We start from the raw sequence: 21,789 nt of genomic DNA on the forward strand, positions 1-21,789 counted from the left end.
CTTCTATATTATAGAAGGCTTTTTGGCAGTTGACCGTCTGGACTGATAAGCGATACAGAATAGGAATCAGTGAAAATTTGATGTGCCATTTTATTCACGTCCGCATTAGATACCTTATCTATCTTCGTAATTATTTCGTCTAAAGTATGATGTTTACCAAGCAGCAATTCATTTTTGCCATTTCGGCTCATTCTGCTGTTTGTGCTCTCTAAGCTTAACATCAAGCTGCCTTTTAATTGTTCCTTGCTGTTCGCTAGCTCTTTTTCTGTAATGCCGTCGCGTTTAAGCGTCTCAAGAGTTGTCTGAATCGTTTCATACAGCTCATCAAGCTGCTTAGCACCAGTTCCACCGTAAATCGTTACAATCCCACTGTCTTGGAAGGAGGAATGATAGGAAAAGACAGAATATGCTAACCCCTTTTGCTCCCTTACATCTTGGAATAATCGGCTGCTCATGCTTCCGCCCAAAATATTATTCAGAGATATTAAACTATACATGTCTTCATGACCAACCTTTAGTCCCTCATATCCAAGACAAAGATGCGCCTGTTCTGTTTCCTTTTTACGTGAAACCCTGTTCGTATGGAAGGCTGGTTCACTGATTACCGCTTCACTTTTGCCAGCTTCAAACGCGCCAAAGTATTTCTCTACTTCCGCAATAAAGCTTTCCGTAATATTCCCAGCAATGGAAATAACCGTGTTTTCCGGTGTATAGTGGTCAAACATATATTCTCTTAATGTATCGCCATTAAAGGTACTTAACGTTTCCTCTGTTCCTAAAATAGGATATCCAAGCGGGTGCTTTTCATAAACTGCCTGACTTAATAGATCATGAACAATATCATCAGGAGTGTCTTCATACATTTTTATTTCTTCATAGACAACGTTTTTTTCTTTCTTTAGCTCTCCCTCTTCAAAGGTAGAATGGAAGAACATGTCTGCAAGCACTTCAAGTGCAAAATCAGAATGTGTATCAAGCACTTTTGCATAATAGCAAGTATACTCTTTTGAAGTAAATGCATTTACTTGCCCACCTATGCTATCAAAGGATTCTGCAATTTCTCTTGCATTCCTTGTTTTTGTTCCTTTAAAAAACATGTGCTCCAGAAAATGGGAAACTCCATTGTTTTTTTCGTCTTCATTTCTTGAACCAGTGCCTATCCATACACCAATAGCTACAGAGCGAACGGTAGGTATGTTCTCCAGCACTATTCTTACTCCGTTTTGGCAAGTATATCTTTTAATCAAGTAAGTTCCTCCTGTTCTCGTTTGCCAAAGTTAAACTGCTTGCGACTGCTAGTATATCTCATTATTCGTATTTTTTCCAAAAAGTTGTTTCATTATCAAAAATAATTGAATGTGAGATAATTTTTTTCTATCATTCGTTATCTGACATAGAACGTTCCTCGCTAAGCATTTCTGTGACAGTATTAATCTCTAAATCCTTTTGCTTTATTTGGGTTATGAGTTCATCTAAGCTGCTAGAGGTAGATTCTGTTGGATGCATTAATATCATTGCACCATTATGGACCTTGCTCATGACACGCTGCAGCAGCACATCAGGACTTGGTTTTTGCCAATCAATCGTATCAACTGACCACATTAAGGTCCCAAGCTTCTGTTCTTTTGCTATACGCACCACCGCATCATTAAAATAACCGCTAGGAGGCGCAAGCCATGTCACCTTTTTTCCAGTGGTTGCTTCAATCACATCATTTGTCTTGATAATTTCTTCTCTGATCTTCGCTTCACTTATTTTACTCATATCAGGATGTGTATAGGAATGGTTGCCAACCTCATGCCCTGCTTCCACAATCATTTTTGCCAGCTCGGGATTTTTTTGGACCCATCTTCCTTCAAGAAAAAAGCTTGCTTTTACATTTTGCTTTTTTAAAGTTGCCAAAATATCTGGTAAATACTCATTTCCCCACGCAACATTAATGAGGAAGCTTACCATTTTTTTATCAGGGTTGCCTTTATAAATAGGAGATGCAGATAAATCGTTGAGATGAACCTTCGGCTTTAATTGTTTATAAACAAGTTTATGTTCATCAAAAACGCCATCTTTTTTCATCTTATTATAGGAAGCTTTAATGTCGACCTCAAGTCCATTTATGCCTGGAATAGCTTTCCACACCGGATCAATTTTAGCGTCGACAGCATCTATACGATACTTCTTTGCATTACTTTCAATTGTTTCTAATAAATTGCTCTCTTTAGAAACTGTAATACTTTCACGGTTATCAACCAAACTTGCTACATATGTATTGGATAATGGATTGTTTACAACAAGCCATGCTGCTAGCAGGATTCCAGCCATCGGAATTATTCTTTTCATTCTAAATCCCCTCCTAATAAAACTTTATGTAGAAGGAGGACAAGGTAGAACGATTTGAAAATTGTAATTAACGGAATAACATTTTGGCTATAAAAAAAGGCAGACCCTTACAATTAACTGCCTGTGCGCAATTGCTGCGTAAAATACAGAAATCATTAGAGTCAAACCTGATTTTTTTAACTTATTATTTTGCGTCTTCTGCCTGTTCTTTTTGTTCTTTTTGCTCTTTTAACACGGCTTTGCGGGAAAGATTTACTCTGCCCTGCTTGTCGATTTCTGTTACCTTCACAAGAATTTCATCGCCGATTGCAACAACATCCTCGACCTTACCGATACGCTCTTCTGCAAGTTCAGAAATATGAACTAGACCGTCTTTACCGTTGAAGATTTCCACAAATGCACCGAATTTTTCAATTCGTTTTACTTTACCAAGATACATTTGTCCTACAACAACCTCACGGACGATATCTTCAATGATTGATTTTGCTTTTTTATTCATTTCATCATTTACGGACGAAATAAACACTGTTCCATCTTGTTCAATATCAATTTTAACGCCAGTTTCTTCAATGATTTTATTGATTTGCTTACCGCTTGGCCCAATAACATCACGGATTTTATCTGGGTTAATTGCCATCATCAAGATTTTTGGTGCATATGTGGACAATTCTTCTCTTGGAGTTTGAATTGTAGCCAGCATTGATTCAAGAATTTGCATACGACCAATTTTTGCCTGTTGTAATGCTTCTTCAAGAATTTGTCTTGATAACCCGTCAATTTTAATATCCATTTGTAGTGCTGTAACACCTTTAGATGTACCAGCTACTTTAAAGTCCATATCGCCAAGGTGGTCTTCCATACCTTGAATATCTGTTAAGATGCTGTAATGCTCACCTGATTTAATCAGACCCATAGCAATACCAGCAACTGCAGCCTTAATTGGCACACCAGCATCCATCATTGCAAGCGTACTTGCACAAATGCTCGCTTGAGAAGTTGATCCATTAGATTCCAATACTTCTGAAACTAGACGGATTGTATATGGGAAATCCTTCTCGGAAGGAATAATTGGTTCTAATGCTCTCTCACCAAGGGCACCATGTCCAATTTCACGACGTCCAGGTCCACGCATTGGTCCTGTTTCCCCTACACTGAAGTTAGGGAAGTTATAATGGTGCATAAAGCGTTTTTCCTCTTCTACACCAAGACCGTCCAAAATCTGAACATCTCCTAATGCACCTAATGTACAAATGCTAAGTGCTTGCGTTTGTCCGCGTGTAAACAAACCAGAGCCATGCGTACGAGGAAGTAAATCAACCTCAGATGACAGTGGGCGAATTTCTTCCAAACCGCGTCCATCAGGTCTTACTTTATCTTCTGTAATAAGTCGGCGAACTTCGTTTTTAACAAGTTTATCAAGAATTTGCTTCACTTGCTTCAGCTTGTCCTCATCCGCTTCTTCTGCTTCGAATTTCTCAACAACAGAATTTTTCACTACTTTAATTGCAGCTTCACGTGCATGCTTTTCTTGAACTCTGATTGCATCAAGCATTTCAGCTTCGCAAATTGCGCGAACTTCTGCTTCAATATCTTTGTCCAGCTCATAAAGAACTACATCCACTTTTTCTTTGCCGATTTCTGCCACGATTTTTTCTTGGAACTCAATCAGCTTTTTAATTTCGTCATGTCCAAACATGATCGCTTCAAGCATTATTTCCTCAGGTACTTCTAAAGCGCCTGCTTCAACCATGTTAATAGCATCTTTTGTTCCTGCTACAGCAAGGTTAATATCGCTTTTTTCTGCTTGTTCGACTGTTGGGTTAATGACGAACTCTCCATCAATTCTTCCAACATAGACACCAGCAATTGGTCCGCCAAAAGGAATATCTGATACAGATAACGCCAATGATGATCCAAACATTGCTGCCATTTCAGACGTGCAATCTTGATCAACGCTCATTACAAGGCTGACAACTTGAACTTCATTACGGAAACCATCTGCAAATAGCGGACGGATTGGTCTGTCGATCAAACGGCTCGCAAGGATTGCTCTTTCACTTGGTCTTCCTTCTCTTTTAATGAAGCCGCCAGGTATTTTACCAACTGCATATAAACGCTCTTCATAGTTAACTGTTAAAGGGAAAAAGTCTAAATTTTTCGGTTCTTTAGATGCTGTTGCAGTACTTAGAACAGCTGTATCCCCGTAACGCACCAATGCTGCGCCGTTTGCTTGCTTAGCCAATTGGCCAATTTCGACTGTAAGCTTCCTGCCAGCCCAGTCCATTGAATAGACATGTTTATCTTGTCCCATTCTAAAAACCCCTCTCTGCTCATTTCACTTGTTAGAGGTTTTGGTTATTTAAGTACTACCTAAACCTACATGGATATTTTTTATCATTATCAAAATACTTATTACATATTATTTCAGTTATATTCACTTATGTCAAAGTCAGTGTTCACCAACAATTATGTAATTAATCTGTTATATCTATATGTCAATAGTTTTATAGTAGTCTTCTTGCACAAATTGCACAATAAAAAAGCGGGAAAAAGTATCCCGCTTTTTTAAACTATCTACGTAGACCAAGTTTAGTGATTAAAACACGGTAACGTTGAACGTCTTTATTACGTAGGTAAGTTAGTAGATTACGACGTCTACCTACCATTTTCAAAAGACCACGACGTGAGTGATGATCCTTTTTATGTGTACGTAAATGATCATTCAGATTGTTGATAGACTCAGTAAGGACAGCGATTTGAACTTCTGGAGATCCAGTATCGTTCTCATGCGTTTTGTACTCATTGATAAGTTCGTTTTTACGTTCTTGAGTGATTGCCATCCTGTTTCACCTCCTATATCCTATTACACTAATCCCCATTTACTGAGCAAAACGTTGGTGACTCGATTTTGCCAAGCAAAGGTTGTTTTTAGTACGTTTATAAGAATAACCTTTTTTCATAAAAAAAGCAAGAAAATCTATTATTTTTTCGTATTGGGGAATACTCTTCCACTATCATTCCCAATCTTTTCTCGTTTTAAACATTAAGTGTTGCAAAATATTCAACAGCTGTTTGTTTATCCTTGGCAATTTGCTCAACAAGCTCTTGTATGCCATTAAATTTCTTTTCGCTTCTTATCCTTATATGCCATTCAATCGTAATCGTCTTATCATATATCTCTTGATTAAAATCGAAGATATGCGCTTCAATGGACTGAACTGTTTTTTCTGGATGGAATGTAGGCTTCGTACCAACATTACAAACCCCTTCATACCATTTCCCGTCAACTAACACCTTAACTGCATAAACCCCTTGTGGAGGAATAATTTCCTCACCAGCAGCCTCCACATTTGCCGTCGGAAAACCAATTGTTCTTCCGCGCTTATCTCCGTGAATGACACGGCCATGGATGCTGTAATAACGACCAAGCAGCATTGGGACCTTATCCATAGCTCCAGTATTAATATGGGACCTGATAAGAGTAGAGCTCACTTTCTCTCCCTCGAAGGTTTCCTTATTAATTATTGTTATCCCAAATTGGCCGCGGGAATGCTCCTCTAATGTCTCAGAAGTACCAGCTGCCTTCATGCCATACGTATAATCAAAGCCTGCCACAACATGCTTTGCATGAAGTCCAACTAAGTATTGATCAACAAACTGTTGCGGCTCCAAAGCGGCGAATTCCTTTGTGAAATGAATAATAAACAAGTAGTCAACGCCCAGCTTTTCCATCTCAGCTATTTTTGTATCTAATGAAGTAATAAGACCAATTTGCTTTTTTTCTTTTGACAAAACGAGTGACGGATGAGGATCAAATGTCATCACACCTGTTTTTATTCCTAGTTCATCTGCTGCTTTTTTTGCTTCCCCTATGACCTTCTTATGGCCAAGGTGGACACCGTCAAAGTAGCCCAATGCCATAACTAGGGGAGGAAAATCCATGGAATGCATGTTTTCAATATTATCTATTCTTGCTACTTTCAAACTTGACTCACCTTTTTCCAGCACTAAATAATTTTATTGTTATGCCTGTCTATATCAAAACCGCTGCTTGCTACTCCAAAACCTTCAAAATCTTCGAAGGTTTTATCATTCCCTCTTTAGATGGATGATGTATATAAATGGCCAACGCCTCTCCTTCTTCTGAAAAAACTGCAATTGGACCATCTGCATCCATTAAGTGTGGAGGAGTTTCCAGCACTGCACCGTTCCTGACTCTCATAGCTAATGTATCATTTATTTCATATTTCGGCAAATAACTAAGCGCATCCTCTATGGGTCTTAAGCTTTGCTCCAATACACCAATGCTTTGTGCCTCTTCAATCTGCTCCAATGTAAGACAATCATCCAATGTCATTGTGGCAGAACGTGTTCTAGAAAGATCCGACATATGAGCAGGGTAACCAAGCTTTTCTCCAATCATTACGGCAAGTGTTCTTATATACGTCCCCTTGCTGCAATCAACCTTAAATCGAAAAGAAATTTCATCTCCTGAAAGGGAATCCCAATCTTCAAGCAATTCAATTTTATAAATAGTCACGTTCCTTGTTGGTCTTTCTACTTCTATTCCAGCTCTAGCATATTCATAAAGCCTTTTGCCATTTACCTTGACAGCAGAATACATTGGCGGTGTTTGTGAGATAACACCTGTTAATGATTGTAGAACCACTTCAACCTGTTCTCTTGTAATACTGCCTTCTACCCTTTTTTCTTCTACTTTTTCACCAGAGCTGTCTTCTGTTGTCGTAGAATATCCGATTGTAACCTCCCCTTCATACGACTTTCCAGCATCAGTTATGTATTCAGCAACCTTTGTCGCCCTTCCTAAACAAATCGGAAGAACACCAGTAACATCAGGATCTAAAGTACCTGTATGGCCGATTCTTTTCATACGCAATATTTTACGAAGCTTAAACACGCAATCATGTGATGTCATGCCCTTCGGCTTCCATAATGGTAAAATACCCTCCATATTTCCAAATCCTCTCCTTCAAAGCTAAATGCTTTTGTTAAATAAAATGACCCCTATTGTCTATTGTTTCAAAAACAAAGAGAGCGTACTCTCCTTGTTTTTGAGAACAGAAGGAAATAGGAGTCATTTACAGACAAAGTCTTATTTATCTGAATCGGATTCTTTTGCAATTTGATGTAGCAATGTATCAATTCTGTTTCCATAATCAATAGACTCATCAAATTCAAAAGTAATCTCTGGTGTTTTGCGCAAGCGGATTCTTTGTCCAATTTCTGAACGTATAAACCCTTTCGCTTTTGCAAGCCCGTTAAGGGTATTTTCTCGTTGCTCTTGATCTCCAAGTACAGAAATATACACAGTTGCCTGTTGCAAGTCTCCTGTTACTTGAACATCTGTTACAGTAACAAAGCCTATGCGAGGATCTTTAATTTTTCTGCTAATGATCTCACCAAGCTCTTTTTTCATTTGTTCACCAACACGGTTTGGTCTAAGGCTCATAACATTCTCACCTCATTCTATTAAAGCCATTCTATAGCTGTAGTCGCAGCTTCGATTTCCGGGAATGAATCAATCAGCTTTAGAGCATTCTGAAGCTCTCTTTCTGCTGCAACCTTTACAGACGCCACCGTTACGATGGCGATCTCTGCCCGTTGCCACATATCCTGGAAGCCAACCTCCGACACAGCTATATTGTATTTTTGTTTCAAGCGATCCATGATTCGCTGTAAAACAGCACGCTTCTCCTTCAGCGAATGAGCATCATAAATGATACATTCAACTGTCAGCAGACCTGTTATCATTTGCGCTCAATTTCTTGCATGATATAAGCTTCAATGATGTCTCCTTCTTTCATATCATTGAAGTTCTTAATAGTAATACCACATTCGTATCCTTGAGAAACCTCTTTCGCATCATCCTTGAAGCGTTTTAACGCATCAATTTCACCCTCAAAGATAACAATGCCATCTCTGATAATGCGAATACCGCTGTCTCTTGTGATTTTACCATCTGTTATATAAGAACCAGCAATTGTTCCGATTTTAGAAACTTTGAATGTTTGGCGTACCTCAGCCTGGCCGATAACTTTCTCTTCGAATTCAGGATCAAGCATACCCTTCATCGCTGCTTCAATCTCTTCAATAACTTTATAAATGATGCGGTGCAAGCGTACATCCACTGCTTCTGCATCTGCTGCTCTTTTCGCATTGACATCAGGTCTTACGTTGAAGCCGATAACGATAGCATTAGAAGCTGCTGCAAGCGTGATGTCAGATTCATTAATAGCACCAACACCCGTATGGATGATTTTAACATTTACGCCTTCAACTTCGATTTTGTAAAGTGCTGCTGCAAGCGCCTCAGCTGAACCTTGAACATCTGCCTTCATGACGATATTCAAGTCTTTCATTTCACCTTGCTTCATGTGCTCGAACAGATTGTCTAGGCTAATTCTAGCCTTTTCAGATCTTTGTGCTTGAATCGCATCAGAAGAACGCGCTTCCCCAACTTGACGTGCTGTTTTTTCGTCTTTAAATACAACGAAACGGTCGCCGGCTTGTGGAACTTCATTTAAGCCAGTTATTTCTACTGGTGTAGATGGACCAGCAGTTTTAACACGACGTCCAAGGTCATTAACCATTGCACGAACACGACCAAATGTGTTACCGACAACAATTGGATCACCGATGTTTAATGTTCCATTTTGCACCAATAGTGTTGCAACAGAACCTTTACCTTTATCCAACTCTGCTTCAATAACAGTACCTACAGCATTACGATCTGGATTTGCTTTATATTCTTCCACTTCACTTACAAGTAGAATCATTTCAAGCAATGTATCAATTCCTTCACCAGTTAATGCAGAAAGCGGTACAAAGATAGTTTCTCCACCCCAAGCCTCTGGTACTAATCCATGTTCTGTCAATTCCTGCATTACTCTATCAGGGTTTGCAGTCGGCTTATCCATTTTGTTAACAGCTACGATAATTGGAACCTCAGCTGCTTTCGCATGGTTAATTGCTTCGACAGTTTGTGGCATTACTCCATCATCTGCAGCAACTACAAGGATAGTGATATCCGTAATTTTTGCTCCACGTGCACGCATTGTTGTAAACGCAGCATGTCCCGGTGTATCAAGGAATGTGATTTTTTTGCCGTTATCTTCGATTTGGTATGCACCAATATGCTGTGTAATTCCACCAGCTTCGCCAGCAGTTACCTTCGTGTTACGAATGCTGTCAAGCAATGTTGTTTTACCATGGTCAACGTGACCCATAATTGTAACAACAGACGGACGTTCGATAAGCTCAGCAGCTTCATCATCCCCAAAGTAAACTTCAAGGTCTGTCGCATCCACCTTAATTTCTTCTTCTACTTCTACACCATAATCTCCAGCAATCAATTCAATTGCATCTTTGTCAAGATCTTGGTTGATCGTAGCCATTACACCAAGCATGAATAATTTTTTGATGATTTCAGAAGGTTCACGATGCAGTTTTTTTGCAAGCTCTGCAACCGTTAAAGAATCGCTGAACGTAATTTTTGTTGGCAATTCTTTTTCTTTTTTAGGAGCTGGAGGAGCTACTGGAGCTTGTTTCCCCTTGTTGCGATTATTGTTGTTTCTGTTTTTATTATTGTTGTTATTATTATTGCTTTTTGGTTTGTTGAAACCTGGTTTTGAATTATTGTTTTTTGTTTGAGTTGTTTTTCCTTTTTCAGCCATTGCATCACTTTCTTCTTCATAAGTTGCCGCTATATTCTTCGAACCAGCAATCTTATTGTTATTTTGTATTTCTTCAGTACTTTTATTATAAATGCTATCCAATTTCTTAATTGCGTCATCTTCTAATGTTGTCATATGGTTCGACACTTCTACGTTCATGTCTTTTAGTTTTGTAATAACATCTTTACTTGATATGTTGAATTTTTTTGCGTATTCGTAAACTCGCATTTTACTCATCATTTCACCCCCGCAAGAATTAATCGAGCAGTGTTAAAAGTTTTTTTGCAAATCCATTATCCAAAACAGCGACAACCACTCTTGCTTCCTTGCCAATCGATTGTCCAAGCATCTCCCTGTCTGGCACCATTTTCACTGGCACTTTATAGGAATTGCTCTTGTCCATGATTTTTTTGGCCGTGTTTTGTGAAGCATCTTCCGACAATAATATTAGTTTTGCATTTCCGCTTCTAATTTCTTTTACGGTAAGTTCCTCACCTGAGGTAATTTTCCGTGCTCGATTTGCTAAGCCAAGTAATGACATCCATTGATTATTTTTCATTTGGATTGTCCTTGCTCCTTCTCTATTAAATCCAGCAGCTCTTCGTATACCGAATCCTCAATTGCCACGTCAAGCTGGTTTGCCAGAATATTCTTCTTCTTGGCTAAAAGTACCGCTTCTTTATCCTTAGAAAGATAAGCGCCACGTCCCGATTTCTTTCCGGTTAAATCAACCGATACTAGACCTTCTTTCGAGCGAACGATGCGAACCAGTTCTTTTTTTGGTCTCATTTCACCTGTAGCAACACATTTGCGCATTGGTACTTTTTTGCTGTTCACACTCATTCACCCCAATCAATCTAAATCTTCACTGTTTAAGCGAAACTCTTCCTCATCCTCGTCTGCATCATCAAATGTCAACAAAGTTGAATCTGTTGGATATATCCCAGCTTCTCTTGCATCAGTTTCTGATTTGATATCGATTTTCCAGCCAGTAAGCTTTGCAGCAAGACGAGCATTTTGTCCTCTTTTTCCAATTGCAAGTGACAATTGGTAATCAGGAACAATTACTGTTGTAGCTTTTTCTTCTTCATCCACAATTACTTCAAGCACTTTAGATGGACTTAAAGCATTAGCAACGAACACTTTTGGATCCTGGGACCATTGTACAATATCGATTTTTTCGCCTTTTAGCTCATTAACGATTGTCTGTACACGCGTACCTTTAGGACCAACACATGATCCAACTGGATCTACCTCTTCGTTTTCAGAGTGGACGGAGATTTTCGATCTGTCACCAGCTTCGCGCGCAACAGATTTAATTTCTACAGTACCATCATAAATTTCAGGCACTTCCATCTCAAACAATCTCTTCAACAAACCTGGATGTGTCCTTGAAACATAAATTTGTGGACCTTTTGTCGTTTTTTCAACTTTTGTTAAAAACACTTTAATTCGGTCATGTGGCTTGTAGTACTCGTTTGGCATCTGCTCATTTGCGGGCAGGATTGCTTCAATCTTTCCTAAGCTCACATAAATGAATTTGCTGTCTTGACGTTGAACGATACCTGTCATGATATCTTCTTCGCGATCAATAAATTCAGAGTAAATGATTCCTCTTTCAGCTTCACGCACACGCTGTGTAACAACCTGTTTTGCTGTTTGCGCAGCAATACGGCCGAAGTCCTTCGGAGTTACTTCTAATTCAACAACGTCTTCTACTTCATAGTTCGGATTTACCTTTTGAGCATCCTCCAATGAAATTTCCAAACGCGGATCAAATACTTCATCGACAACTTCCTTACGTGCAAACACACGCATAGTGCCGGAACCTAAATTTAAATCTATACGAACATTTTGCGCTTGGTTGAAATTTCGGCGATATGCTGAAATTAGAGCAGCCTCGATAGCTTCAATAATAACATCACGCGAAATCCCTTTTTCTTTCTCAAGCAATACCAGAGCATCAACTAATTCACTGCTCATGAGAGTGTATCCCCCTTTAACCTCAATGGAAAATATAGAGCGGAAGTGCCTGTGTTGCCTCGACTAGCATAAGACAAGATGAAGCGGAAAGCCGTCTTTTGCTTTCCGGTCAGCTTGGCTTATGACCTCGAGAGGCAAGGCACTGCAGCTCGACTAAATATAGAGCGGAAGCCCTTTGTTCAAACCTGAGAAACACTGGAGAGTCGGGACAGGAAGTCGTTCTTTGACTTCTTAGCCTGACTTGAAGTGTTCGAAGGTTTAAGGGCTGACGCTTGTTTGATATAGAGCGGAAGTGCCTGGATAAAGGATGGACGGCTAAAATCCCCACGTCCTGTGGGAACGCCGTCCTGACCGACATCCTGTCGCCCCTCGACTAGCATAAGACAAGATGAAGCGGAAAGCCGTCTTTTGCTTTCCGGTCAGCTTGGCTTATGACCTAAGAGAGGCAGGGCACTGCAGCTCGACTAAATATAGAGCGGAAGCCCTTTGCTCAAACCTGAGAGACACTGGAGAGTCGGGACAGGAAGTCGTTCTTTGACTTCTTAGCCTGACTTGAAGTGTTCGAAGGTTTAAGGGCTGACGCAAAAATAAATAAGTGGAAAAGTGCTTGGCTAAATTATGCCAAAGCACTTCCTTGTTCTTATGAGAAGATTACTGCAAGTCTTGCTTTTGCAATTTTTTCATAAGGAATTTCAATGGTTTTTTTTCTCGTTTTGATTTTCACTTCAACTGTGACAACATTGCCATCAAAGCTTGTAAGAATTCCTTCAAACGTTTTTTCGTTGTCAATCGGTTCATATGTTTTAATATGTACATTTTTCCCAATTGCTTTTTGGAAATCCTTGTCTTTCTTTAGTGGTCTTTCGGCACCAGGAGAAGATACTTCTAAGAAATAGTTTTCTGGAATCGGATCCACTTCATCCAGTTTTTCGCTTAGTTTTTCACTGACTGCCGCACATTCATCAATATCCACACCGTTGTCCTTATCAATGAAAACACGCAAAAAGTAGTTAGGACCTTCCTTTACATACTCAATGTCAACTAATTCTAAGTTTAGATCATCTAATATGGGATTAACCATTTCTTCGACTATTCCTGTTACTTTGCTCAAACTTTTTCCCTCCTTAAGCAAGGAACAAATTAATTGAGGCAAGAATGCAAACTATAGTGGGATGCTTTTCTTGTCTAACCTAATTTTAGTGATTATTTCGCAGATTTGCAGGCATTCTAGCCATGCAAACTTATATGCAAAAAACTGCATACAACAGGAAAGAGTGGGTTGCCCCACTCTCCATTCGCGAAAGTTATCCTTAGTATTTCCAACTAAACTATACCATAACCACACTATTTATGCAAATAGAAGTCTGGTACAGCAAGGTTCGGTGACCTCATCATTCAGCACATCCTTATCTTAGAATAATGACAGCTGGTTTTGATCAGGCATGTCGCCTAAGCAGCCATGGTTATCCAAATATTCCATGATTGTTTTGGACACCTTTCCGCGCTGCTGTAAATCTTCTTTTGACAGGAATTCACCGTCTTGTCTAGCACGTACAATATTCAATGCCGCATTTGTTCCTAGTCCAGGAATACTGTTGAACGGAGGAATTAAACAATCCCCTTCAATAATAAATTCGCTTGCACTTGATTTATATAAATCAACCTTTTTGAAGGTGAAACCACGCTCTACCATTTCAAATGCCAGCTCCATAACAGTCAGCAAGTTTTTCTCTTTCGTTGATGCATCAAGCCCTTTGCCACTAATTTCATCAATGACTGACTTAATGCTTTGTGAACCTTTCACCATTGCATCAACGTCAAAATCTTCAGCCCTTACAGTAAAGTATGCTGCATAGTAAAGGAGCGGAAGATGCACTTTAAAATAAGCAATCCTTACGGCCATTAAAACGTAGGCAGCGGCATGCGCTTTAGGGAACATATATTTTATCTTTTTGCACGAATCTATATACCATTCCGGCACTTCATTCTTGCGCATTTCCTCTTCCATCTCGTCAGACAAGCCTTTACCTTTACGCACACTTTCCATGATTTTGAAAGCGAATGCTGGCTCTAATCCCTGATAAATCAGATATACCATGATGTCATCACGACACCCGATAACTTCACTCAAATTACAAATATTATTGTGAATGAGCTCTTGGGCATTACCAAGCCAAACGTCTGTACCATGTGAAAGTCCAGAAATTTGGACAAGCTCTGAGAAAGTAGTTGGTTTTGTATCTTCAAGCATTTGGCGCACGAACTTTGTACCAAACTCTGGGATACCGAAAGTACCTGTCTTACAATTTATTTGTTCTGCTGTAACGCCTAACGAATCTGTGCCACTGAAAATTTTCATTACTTCAGGGTCATCTGTCGGGATTGTTTTCGGATCAATACCGCTCAAATCCTGAAGCATCCTAATTACGGTCGGATCATCGTGTCCAAGAATATCAAGCTTTAACAGATTATCATGGATGGAATGGAAATCGAAGTGCGTTGTTTTCCATTCTGAATTTCTATCATCTGCCGGAAATTGAATCGGCGAGAAATCATAAATATCCATATAATCCGGAACTACGATAATTCCGCCTGGATGCTGACCAGTAGTTCGTTTTACACCAGTGCAGCCTGCAGCAAGCCGGTCAATTTCAGCACCTCTGATTTGCAGATTATTATCCTGCTGGTATGCCTTCACATACCCATAAGCTGTTTTATCCGCAACAGTTCCTATCGTTCCTGCACGGTAAACATATTCCTCACCAAACAGCACCTTTGTGTAATTATGGGCTTTTGGCTGATATTCTCCAGAAAAATATAGTGATAGGTAAGCCTTTGACGTTATCTCTAGCTTTTCCCCCACTCCACACCGTGCATGAGGCTTTCACACTCACACGGCGTTCCATCGTTAACTTTGTTGAAAGGTTAGTTTCAACGTTAACGACTTGTGCCCTTCCCTCTGAAATGTTTTATCCTCCGACCTATTGAGTATTCAATCATCAACGGCATTTCTTCATCGGTACTACAGCACTCCTGCCACTCTCGTAAAATGTGTTATAGCAATTTGCCTTTCCACATACCATCGTCTTCAAAGTGCAACCTTCTCTTATGTCGAGAGCTTCACACGTTCCACTATTTCTATCTATACATATTCCCTTAGGTTCCCTCTAAATTCCGTCGAGCTTGATTGTGCCTGTAACACAATATGGACTTTCATAACCAAACGCTTACTCATCCACACTCAAAAGTCTTAATAGACCCCGTACCATTTCTGATACGTGACATTCACGAAAAGTCAGTCGAGGGTTCGTCTCAGTGATTCTACCGCTTCTAACCATAGGAATTTTCTAGACACCAGACCTATCATTCACAGAAAGTTTGTACCTCCCTTTCCTCAGCCGTACTGTTAGGGTGAACTTCAGCCTGCTTTAACGGGCTTCAAACGATTTTGATGTTTGCAATATCTCCATCGCTTGCCGTAGCTTCAGTGAGTGTGTTTCAGGGCGTTACTCCGTCATTCCACACTTCGAAATAGCAGTTCTACTAGCAAATACTAGTGCTTAACCTTTTCAGTTAAGAACGTGTCACACTCAAATCTATATCGGGAACCTTATCTCCTTTAAATCCAAGGAAAGTTTCAAACGGAATATCATGTCCGTCCTTTTTATATCTGATTCCACAATTAGGGCAATCCTTGTCAGGCAAATCGAAGCCTGAGCCGACGGAACCGTCATTGAAGAATTCTGATTGCTTACAGCTTGTACACACATAATGTGGTGGCAGCGGGTTAACCTCGGTGATTTCGGTCATTGTCGCAACAAATGAAGATCCGACAGATCCACGCGACCCTACTAGGTATCCATCATCCAAGGATTTTTTCACGAGCTTGTGAGAAATCAAGTAAATAACGGCGAATCCATGGCCGATGATACTTTTTAATTCCTTCTCTAGCCTCGCCTCTACTATTTCAGGGAGCTCATCACCGTATATGCTTCTGGCCATGCTGTAGCTCATTTCCCGCATTTCTTCGTCTGCACCTTCAATTTTCGGTGTATACAAATCATCTTTGATCGGCTTGATTACATCAATCATGTCGGCAATCTTATTACTGTTTGCAACTACAATTTCTTTTGCCTTTTCTTCTCCTAAGAAACGGAAGCCATCTAGCATTTCATTTGTCGTCCTGAAATGGACGTCAGGCAGCTTATGCCTGTTCAACGGGTTGGCACCGCCTTGTGAGCCGACCAATATCTGTCTGTATATTTTGTCGTTCGGATTATGATAATGTACATTACCTGTTGCAACAACTGGAATATCCAGCTTTTCGCCTAGCTTGACGATATTGCCAATAATCTCTTCTAATGCCTTCTGGTCCTGAACAAGCTCCATTTCGATTAAGTGGGCATACACTTCTTTCGGCATAACCTCTAAATAATCATAAAATGGCGCTACACTCTCTACTTCTTCCGGCGCTTTTTGCATCATAGACTCAAATACTTCCCCTTTATCGCAGCCAGACCCGACAAGCAGTCCTTCTCGATGCTTTTGCAGGACAGAGCGCGGGATGCGCGGTACACGATAGAAGTAGTTTAAATGGGATATCGAAACGAGCTTAAACAAGTTCTTCAATCCGACATCATTTTGAGCAAGCAGTGTACAATGATATGGACGGGCTCTTTGATAAGCATTCCCTTGTCCCATATTTTCGTTTAGCTGATTATGGTTTATAATGCCTTTTTCTTGTGCATCCTTCAGCATTTTTAATGCTAGATAGCCTGTTGCTTCCGCATCATAAATCGCGCGGTGATGCTGTGTTAATTCAATATCGAATTTTTTGGCAAGTGTATTCAAGCGATGGTTTTTCATCTCTGGATACAAGAACCTACCAAGCTCTAACGTATCTATGACAGGATTATCTGCTTTTGGCATACCAGCTTTTTGATAGCCAACATTGATGAACCCTACATCAAAGGAAGCGTTATGGGCAACAAGGATATCGTCTCCGGCCCACTCTTTAAATTTGCGTAAAACAATATCGATTTCAGGAGCATCCTGAACCAAATCATCCGTAATTCCAGTCAAATTGATAGTCGTTGCCGACAGTCTGTGGTGTGGATTTGCGAATGATTCAAAACGGTCAATAATTTCTCCATTATGAATTTTCACTGCCGCCAATTCAATAATTGTATTGTAAACGGCAGATAAACCAGTCGTCTCAACGTCAAATACTACGTAAGTCGCATCTTCTAAAACCAAGTCCTTTTCATTGTAGGCAATTGGCACACCGTCATCAACTAGGTTTACTTCTACACCATACAAAATCTTCACGTCATTTTTCTTTCCAGCACCAAACGCCTCTGGGAATGATTGTGCAACTGCATGATCTGTTATAGCAATTGCTTTGTGGCCCCATTTTTTCGCTTGGCCAACGAGTGCGCCGACAGATGAAACAGCATCCATTTGGCTCATAGGTGTGTGGAGATGGAGCTCCACTCGTTTTTCGCCTTCTTTAGCTGTATCCTGTCTTTCCACAGGCTTTATTTCATTCAAATCATTTCCGATCATTACCAGGTCTCTGACAAAGGTATCATTTTGAATGCTGCCTCGGGCTCTTAGCCACATTCCCTTTTTAACAAGCTGGAATAATGCAGCATCTTCCTTATCTCTTGAGAACATCTTCACCATAATAGAGCTGGTGTAATCTGTAATCTTGAATGTCAGTAATGTTCGTCCACTGCGAAGCTCTTTTGTTTCTGCGAAGAAAACATATCCTTCAATCGTTACGCGTCTTTCCTCATCAATAATTTCCTCAAGGCGTCGATAGTCGCTGTCATCCTTGATTGTTAAGCCGATGGAAAGTGGACCTGACGGAATACTTGCATCTCCAGCTTCTTTGTCAGCCTCCATCTTCTGAATATCAAGCATTGCTTGTTTGCCGCGTTCCTGGTCTTCGATTTTTTTCGCTTCAAGGAACTGTGCATACGCGTCATTCGCTTCCTGTTGAGTCACTTCTGTATCAATCATTAAGGTCGGGAAGCCAAAGTACTGATAAGCATTCGTTATCATATCAGCATATTTACGCTTAATGGCTAAGCCTTCCATTTCGTTGTTAACAAAGATGGTTAATTTGTTCCCCTGGATTTTCGGCACTTGTTCATTAAGTAGTTTAATGAGCGGTGGAGCGATTCCCTGCATTTGCTCAATACATGCAGACCAGTAATCCCTTATAAGTACTTCATCTGCAAGACCTTGCTGGACATTTATATTAAATGTCACAGATGCAATATGCTCAAAGTTGCTGATTAGCTTACTTGTAAACAGCTGGTATATGTTATAAGGAATAATGTTTTCAAACAAAAAATGAAAATGCCATTTCTTCGCTTTTCTTTCAATAATAATCTTGTCAATTTTTGCATTTTGAAAATGGGATACAATCGCATCATCTGTTAATTGAAGCTGCTGCAATAGCAATTGAAATCGTTCCAATTTCCCTTCTATTCCTGCCATTTGTTCTCCCCTAACTTTTCTTAATATCTATACTGGCACAATGTCCAAGCTACATTATATCATAATCCTTTTTTTCTTTTAGGAATAAAGACTGCTTAAATGTTGGCAATTTAAAGAACTAGTACGACTTTCCTCACATCAAGCAATTCATGAAAAAAGCTACAGCCTATTAACGAAGGCTGTAGCTTTATTTACTTAGTTAGCAAGAAGCTTAGAAATAGTTTCTAGCAGTTCATCTACATGAACTTCATGTACTTCACCGTTGCTTCTTTCTTTTAACTCAACAATACCTTCTGCCGCTTTTTTACCAACAGTTATGCGAATTGGTAAACCGATTAAATCAGAATCAGCAAACTTAACTCCTGCTCTTTCTGCACGGTCATCAACAAGCACATCATATCTGTTGTCCTTCAAGCTTTTATATAGCTTGTTTGTCAACTCTGTTTGAGTCTCATCCTTAACGTTAACTGTGATCAAATGCAAATCAAATGGTGCAATTGCTTTTGGCCAAACGATACCTTTTTCATCATTAAATTGCTCTACAACTGCTGCCATTGTTCTCGAAACACCAATTCCGTAGCAGCCCATAATAACAGACTGTGAACGACCATTTTCATCAAGGTAGCTAGCACCCATTGCTTCACTATAGCGTGTACCTAGCTTAAAGACATGACCAACCTCGATACCTTTTGCAAATACGATGGAACCTTTGCCATCTGGAGAAACATCTCCTTCTTGGATGAAACGCAAATCTGCATATTGGCTAACAGCAAAGTCTCTGTCTGGGTTAACATTAATATAATGATAGTCTTCATCATTTGCTCCGCAAACACCATTAACAATATATTGGACTGCACTATCAGCAATTACTTGCACATCTTTGACACCGATTGGGCCTAATGAACCGACACTGCATCCTAGGATTGTTTTTGTTTCCGCTGCATCAGCTAGCTCAACATTTGTTGCTTCAAGCAGGTTTTTCAGCTTAATATCGTTCACTTCATGATCGCCGCGAACTAACACAAGAACATGGCCTTCATCTACTTTGAACAGCAATGACTTGATGCATTTATTTTCAGCAACATTCAAGAATGATGCAACTTGTTCAATCGTTTTAACATTTTCAGTCTTCACTTTTTCTAACACACCATGAGGCTTGTCCTCTTTCTCATAGGAAGTGATAACTGGCGCCATTTCAATATTAGCCGCATAACTAGATTCCGTAGAATAAGCGATTGTATCTTCTCCAACTTCAGAAAGAGCCATGAATTCATGCGTATCTTTACCACCCATCGCTCCGCTGTCAGCGATAACTGCACGGAAATTCAAACCGCATCTTTCAAAAATATTGCAATATGCTTGGAAGATAGCATCATATACTTCACCTAAGCTTTCATGAGAGCTATGGAAAGAGTAAGCATCCTTCATGATGAACTCACGTCCGCGTAAAATCCCAAATCTAGGGCGTTTTTCATCTCTGAACTTTGTTTGAATTTGATAAAGAGATAGTGGCAAACGTTTGTAGGACTTAATTTCATCTCTAATTAGGCTAGTGATTACTTCCTCATGTGTTGCACCAAGCGCAAACTCCCGATCATTACGGTCATTCAAACGCATTAATTCTGGTCCGTATGAATACCATCTGCCAGACTCCTGCCATAGCTCCGCTTGTTGCAAAGCAGGCATTAGAAGTTCTACAGAGCCAGAGTTGTCCATTTCCTCACGGATAATATGCTCTATTTTTTTAAGTACTTTATTAGCCAATGGAAGATAGGAGTAAATTCCGCTCGCGTTTTGTCTAATATAACCTGCGCGCAAAAGTAGCTGATGGCTTTTGATTTCTGCATCTGCTGGAACTTCCCTTAAGGTCGGGATTAACATTTTACTTTGTTTCATTATTAGCACCTCTATTTAAATTTTACAAACAGGCCATGAAGGAAGGTGAGGTCCACGTTCTCCTCACCCATTCAGTCCTTTAAAAATAATTATTTATTTAAGAAAGAAACGTTGAATATCGTTCCAAGTAACAACAATCATCAACAGCATCAGCAATGCAAAGCCAATAAAGTGGACAATTCCTTCCTTATGCCTATCGATTGGCTTCCCTCTAATTGCCTCAATCGCAAAGAAGATCAATCTTCCGCCGTCAAGAGCCGGCAGTGGCAATAAGTTCATAATTCCAAGGTTAATACTAAGTATAGCAGCCCATCTCATCAGCGAATAAATGCCTGATTGCGCAACTGTGTCCGTTGATTTATAAATGCCGACAGGTCCACTCAATGCATCTATAGAAAATTGCCCTGTTACCAGTTTTCCAACTGCACCGATAATGGTCTTTGTCCAAGTATAAGTTTCAGTAACACCATACTGGAATGCTTTTAACGGCGATTTTTCCATTGGGCTGTATACACCAACAAGTCCAATCTTTTCTCCGTCTTCCACTTCTGTTTCTTTAGGAGTTACATCAACAGTCATTTCTTTCCCATCACGGACTAGTAGAAATTCTAGCTCTTCACCCGGGCTTTTTTGGATGATTGACACTACATCATTCCAAGTAGAAACCGATTGACCATCAATACTTAGAACAGTATCACCTTCTTTTAAGCCAGCACTTATTGCTACACCATCATCCGTTAATTTCCCTAGCTGTGGTTCATTAGATGGCATGCCTTGTGTTAGTGCAATGATGACAAACACGACGAATGCTAGAACAAAGTTCATCATTGGTCCAGCGAATATTGCTATCGTACGCTGCCATAACGTTTTGCTATTAAACTGACGATCGTATGGAGCGATTTGTGTTTCAATACCATTTTCGATAATAACCGCTTCTCTGTTTATCTGAAACACTTGCAGTTCTTCATTAATGTCGTCTTCTGCATATCCTTTCACTACTAATTCATGATCTAGATCTGCAGCTTCTACATTAATTATTCTAGCATCTGGATACTTTTCTTTATTGTTGAGAATAAGCTTTTCAACTTTTCCATCTTTGCCAAAAAGCAGTCCAATCCGATGTCCTGCTTTAATTTCAATCATTTCAGCGTCTTCTCCCGCCATGCGTACAAATCCGCCTAATGGAAGAAGACGAATAGTATACGTGGTTTCTCCTCTTTTCTGAGAAAAGACTTTCGGACCGAATCCTATTGCAAATTCCCGACAGAGAATGCCAGCCCTTTTTGCAAACACGAAGTGCCCTAATTCATGAAAAAACACTAACGCACCGAAAATGATAATAAAAGCAACTACTGTATACAATATATAACCA

General features: G+C 39.8%; 15 protein-coding genes and 2 pseudogenes. All 17 read right to left on the reverse strand.

Going from position 1 to position 21,789, the window contains the following annotated elements:
• Positions 1–8 precede the first annotated feature (8 nt).
• Positions 9–1,247, reverse strand: coding sequence for a M16 family metallopeptidase (locus NQZ71_RS14620; protein WP_260054157.1), 1,239 nt, complete (start codon positions 1,245–1,247; stop codon positions 9–11).
• A gap of 130 nt (positions 1,248–1,377) precedes the next feature.
• Complete coding sequence (locus NQZ71_RS14625; protein ID WP_144452456.1) at positions 1,378–2,337, reverse strand: polysaccharide deacetylase family protein; 960 nt, start codon at positions 2,335–2,337, stop codon at positions 1,378–1,380.
• Positions 2,338–2,521: 184 nt separating this feature from the next.
• Positions 2,522–4,648: a polyribonucleotide nucleotidyltransferase gene (gene pnp / locus NQZ71_RS14630; protein WP_144452455.1), complete on the reverse strand. Its 2,127-nt coding sequence runs from the start codon at positions 4,646–4,648 to the stop codon at positions 2,522–2,524.
• A 259-nt stretch (positions 4,649–4,907) separates the two neighbouring features.
• Positions 4,908–5,177, reverse strand: coding sequence for a 30S ribosomal protein S15 (gene rpsO, locus NQZ71_RS14635; protein WP_127734500.1), 270 nt, complete (start codon positions 5,175–5,177; stop codon positions 4,908–4,910).
• A gap of 196 nt (positions 5,178–5,373) precedes the next feature.
• Positions 5,374–6,321 carry a riboflavin biosynthesis protein RibF gene (gene ribF, locus NQZ71_RS14640; RefSeq protein WP_394374113.1) on the reverse strand — a complete coding sequence of 316 codons (948 nt, stop codon included), beginning with the start codon at positions 6,319–6,321 and terminating at the stop codon, positions 5,374–5,376.
• 70 nt (positions 6,322–6,391) lie between these two features.
• A complete protein-coding gene (gene truB, locus NQZ71_RS14645) occupies positions 6,392–7,309 on the reverse strand; it encodes a tRNA pseudouridine(55) synthase TruB (protein ID WP_260054160.1) in 918 nt (305 codons plus the stop codon).
• Between the two features lie 141 nt (positions 7,310–7,450).
• On the reverse strand, positions 7,451–7,807 hold the full coding sequence (gene rbfA, locus NQZ71_RS14650) for a 30S ribosome-binding factor RbfA (RefSeq protein WP_127734504.1): 357 nt from the start codon (positions 7,805–7,807) through the stop codon (positions 7,451–7,453).
• Positions 7,808–7,827: 20 nt separating this feature from the next.
• Entirely contained in the window at positions 7,828–8,109 is a 282-nt protein-coding gene (locus NQZ71_RS14655) for a DUF503 domain-containing protein (protein ID WP_127734506.1), read from the reverse strand.
• Entirely contained in the window at positions 8,106–10,268 is a 2,163-nt protein-coding gene (gene infB, locus NQZ71_RS14660; RefSeq protein ID WP_144452545.1) for a translation initiation factor IF-2, read from the reverse strand. Before infB ends, NQZ71_RS14655 begins: the two co-directional genes overlap by 4 nt.
• Before the next feature lie 19 nt (positions 10,269–10,287).
• A complete protein-coding gene (locus NQZ71_RS14665) occupies positions 10,288–10,590 on the reverse strand; it encodes a YlxQ family RNA-binding protein (protein ID WP_127734510.1) in 303 nt (100 codons plus the stop codon).
• Positions 10,587–10,874 (reverse strand): RNase P modulator RnpM, encoded by a 288-nt coding sequence (gene rnpM, locus NQZ71_RS14670; RefSeq protein WP_127734512.1) that lies wholly within the window; start codon positions 10,872–10,874, stop codon positions 10,587–10,589. The genes NQZ71_RS14665 and rnpM overlap by 4 nt, the downstream gene beginning before the upstream one ends.
• Before the next feature lie 9 nt (positions 10,875–10,883).
• Entirely contained in the window at positions 10,884–12,014 is a 1,131-nt protein-coding gene (nusA, locus tag NQZ71_RS14675) for a transcription termination factor NusA (RefSeq protein ID WP_275005012.1), read from the reverse strand.
• 640 nt (positions 12,015–12,654) lie between these two features.
• On the reverse strand, positions 12,655–13,125 hold the full coding sequence (gene rimP / locus NQZ71_RS14680) for a ribosome maturation factor RimP (protein WP_127734517.1): 471 nt from the start codon (positions 13,123–13,125) through the stop codon (positions 12,655–12,657).
• Positions 13,126–13,425: 300 nt separating this feature from the next.
• Positions 13,426–14,841 (reverse strand): annotated as a pseudogene (locus tag NQZ71_RS14685) (PolC-type DNA polymerase III); the annotation flags it as partial.
• 761 nt (positions 14,842–15,602) lie between these two features.
• Positions 15,603–18,521, reverse strand: a pseudogene (locus tag NQZ71_RS14690) (PolC-type DNA polymerase III); the annotation flags it as partial.
• Positions 18,522–18,716: 195 nt separating this feature from the next.
• The gene (locus NQZ71_RS14695; protein ID WP_317010915.1) at positions 18,717–20,417 is read right to left on the reverse strand and encodes a proline--tRNA ligase; all 1,701 of its coding nucleotides are present in this window, start codon (positions 20,415–20,417) and stop codon (positions 18,717–18,719) included.
• A gap of 93 nt (positions 20,418–20,510) precedes the next feature.
• Entirely contained in the window at positions 20,511–21,779 is a 1,269-nt protein-coding gene (gene rseP, locus NQZ71_RS14700; protein ID WP_144452451.1) for an RIP metalloprotease RseP, read from the reverse strand.
• Positions 21,780–21,789 lie beyond the last annotated feature (10 nt).

This window comes from Niallia taxi (genome assembly GCF_032818155.1).
Taxonomy (GTDB): Bacteria; Bacillota; Bacilli; order Bacillales; family Cytobacillaceae; genus Niallia; species Niallia taxi_A.

Excerpts from the sequence above, each read along its gene's own strand:
- pnp (WP_144452455.1), bottom strand. The coding sequence starts at position 4,648 with ATGGGACAAGATAAACATGTCTATTCAATGGACTGGGCTGGCAGGAAG.
- truB (WP_260054160.1), bottom strand. The coding sequence starts at position 7,309 with ATGGAGGGTATTTTACCATTATGGAAGCCGAAGGGCATGACATCACAT.
- rpsO (WP_127734500.1), bottom strand. The coding sequence starts at position 5,177 with ATGGCAATCACTCAAGAACGTAAAAACGAACTTATCAATGAGTACAAA.
- rbfA (WP_127734504.1), bottom strand. The coding sequence starts at position 7,807 with ATGAGCCTTAGACCAAACCGTGTTGGTGAACAAATGAAAAAAGAGCTT.
- NQZ71_RS14665 (WP_127734510.1), bottom strand. The coding sequence starts at position 10,590 with ATGAAAAATAATCAATGGATGTCATTACTTGGCTTAGCAAATCGAGCA.
- NQZ71_RS14695 (WP_317010915.1), bottom strand. The coding sequence starts at position 20,417 with ATGAAACAAAGTAAAATGTTAATCCCGACCTTAAGGGAAGTTCCAGCA.
- NQZ71_RS14655 (WP_127734506.1), bottom strand. The coding sequence starts at position 8,109 with ATGATAACAGGTCTGCTGACAGTTGAATGTATCATTTATGATGCTCAT.
- infB (WP_144452545.1), bottom strand. The coding sequence starts at position 10,268 with ATGAGTAAAATGCGAGTTTACGAATACGCAAAAAAATTCAACATATCA.
- nusA (WP_275005012.1), bottom strand. The coding sequence starts at position 12,014 with ATGAGCAGTGAATTAGTTGATGCTCTGGTATTGCTTGAGAAAGAAAAA.
- rnpM (WP_127734512.1), bottom strand. The coding sequence starts at position 10,874 with ATGAGTGTGAACAGCAAAAAAGTACCAATGCGCAAATGTGTTGCTACA.
- NQZ71_RS14625 (WP_144452456.1), bottom strand. The coding sequence starts at position 2,337 with ATGAAAAGAATAATTCCGATGGCTGGAATCCTGCTAGCAGCATGGCTT.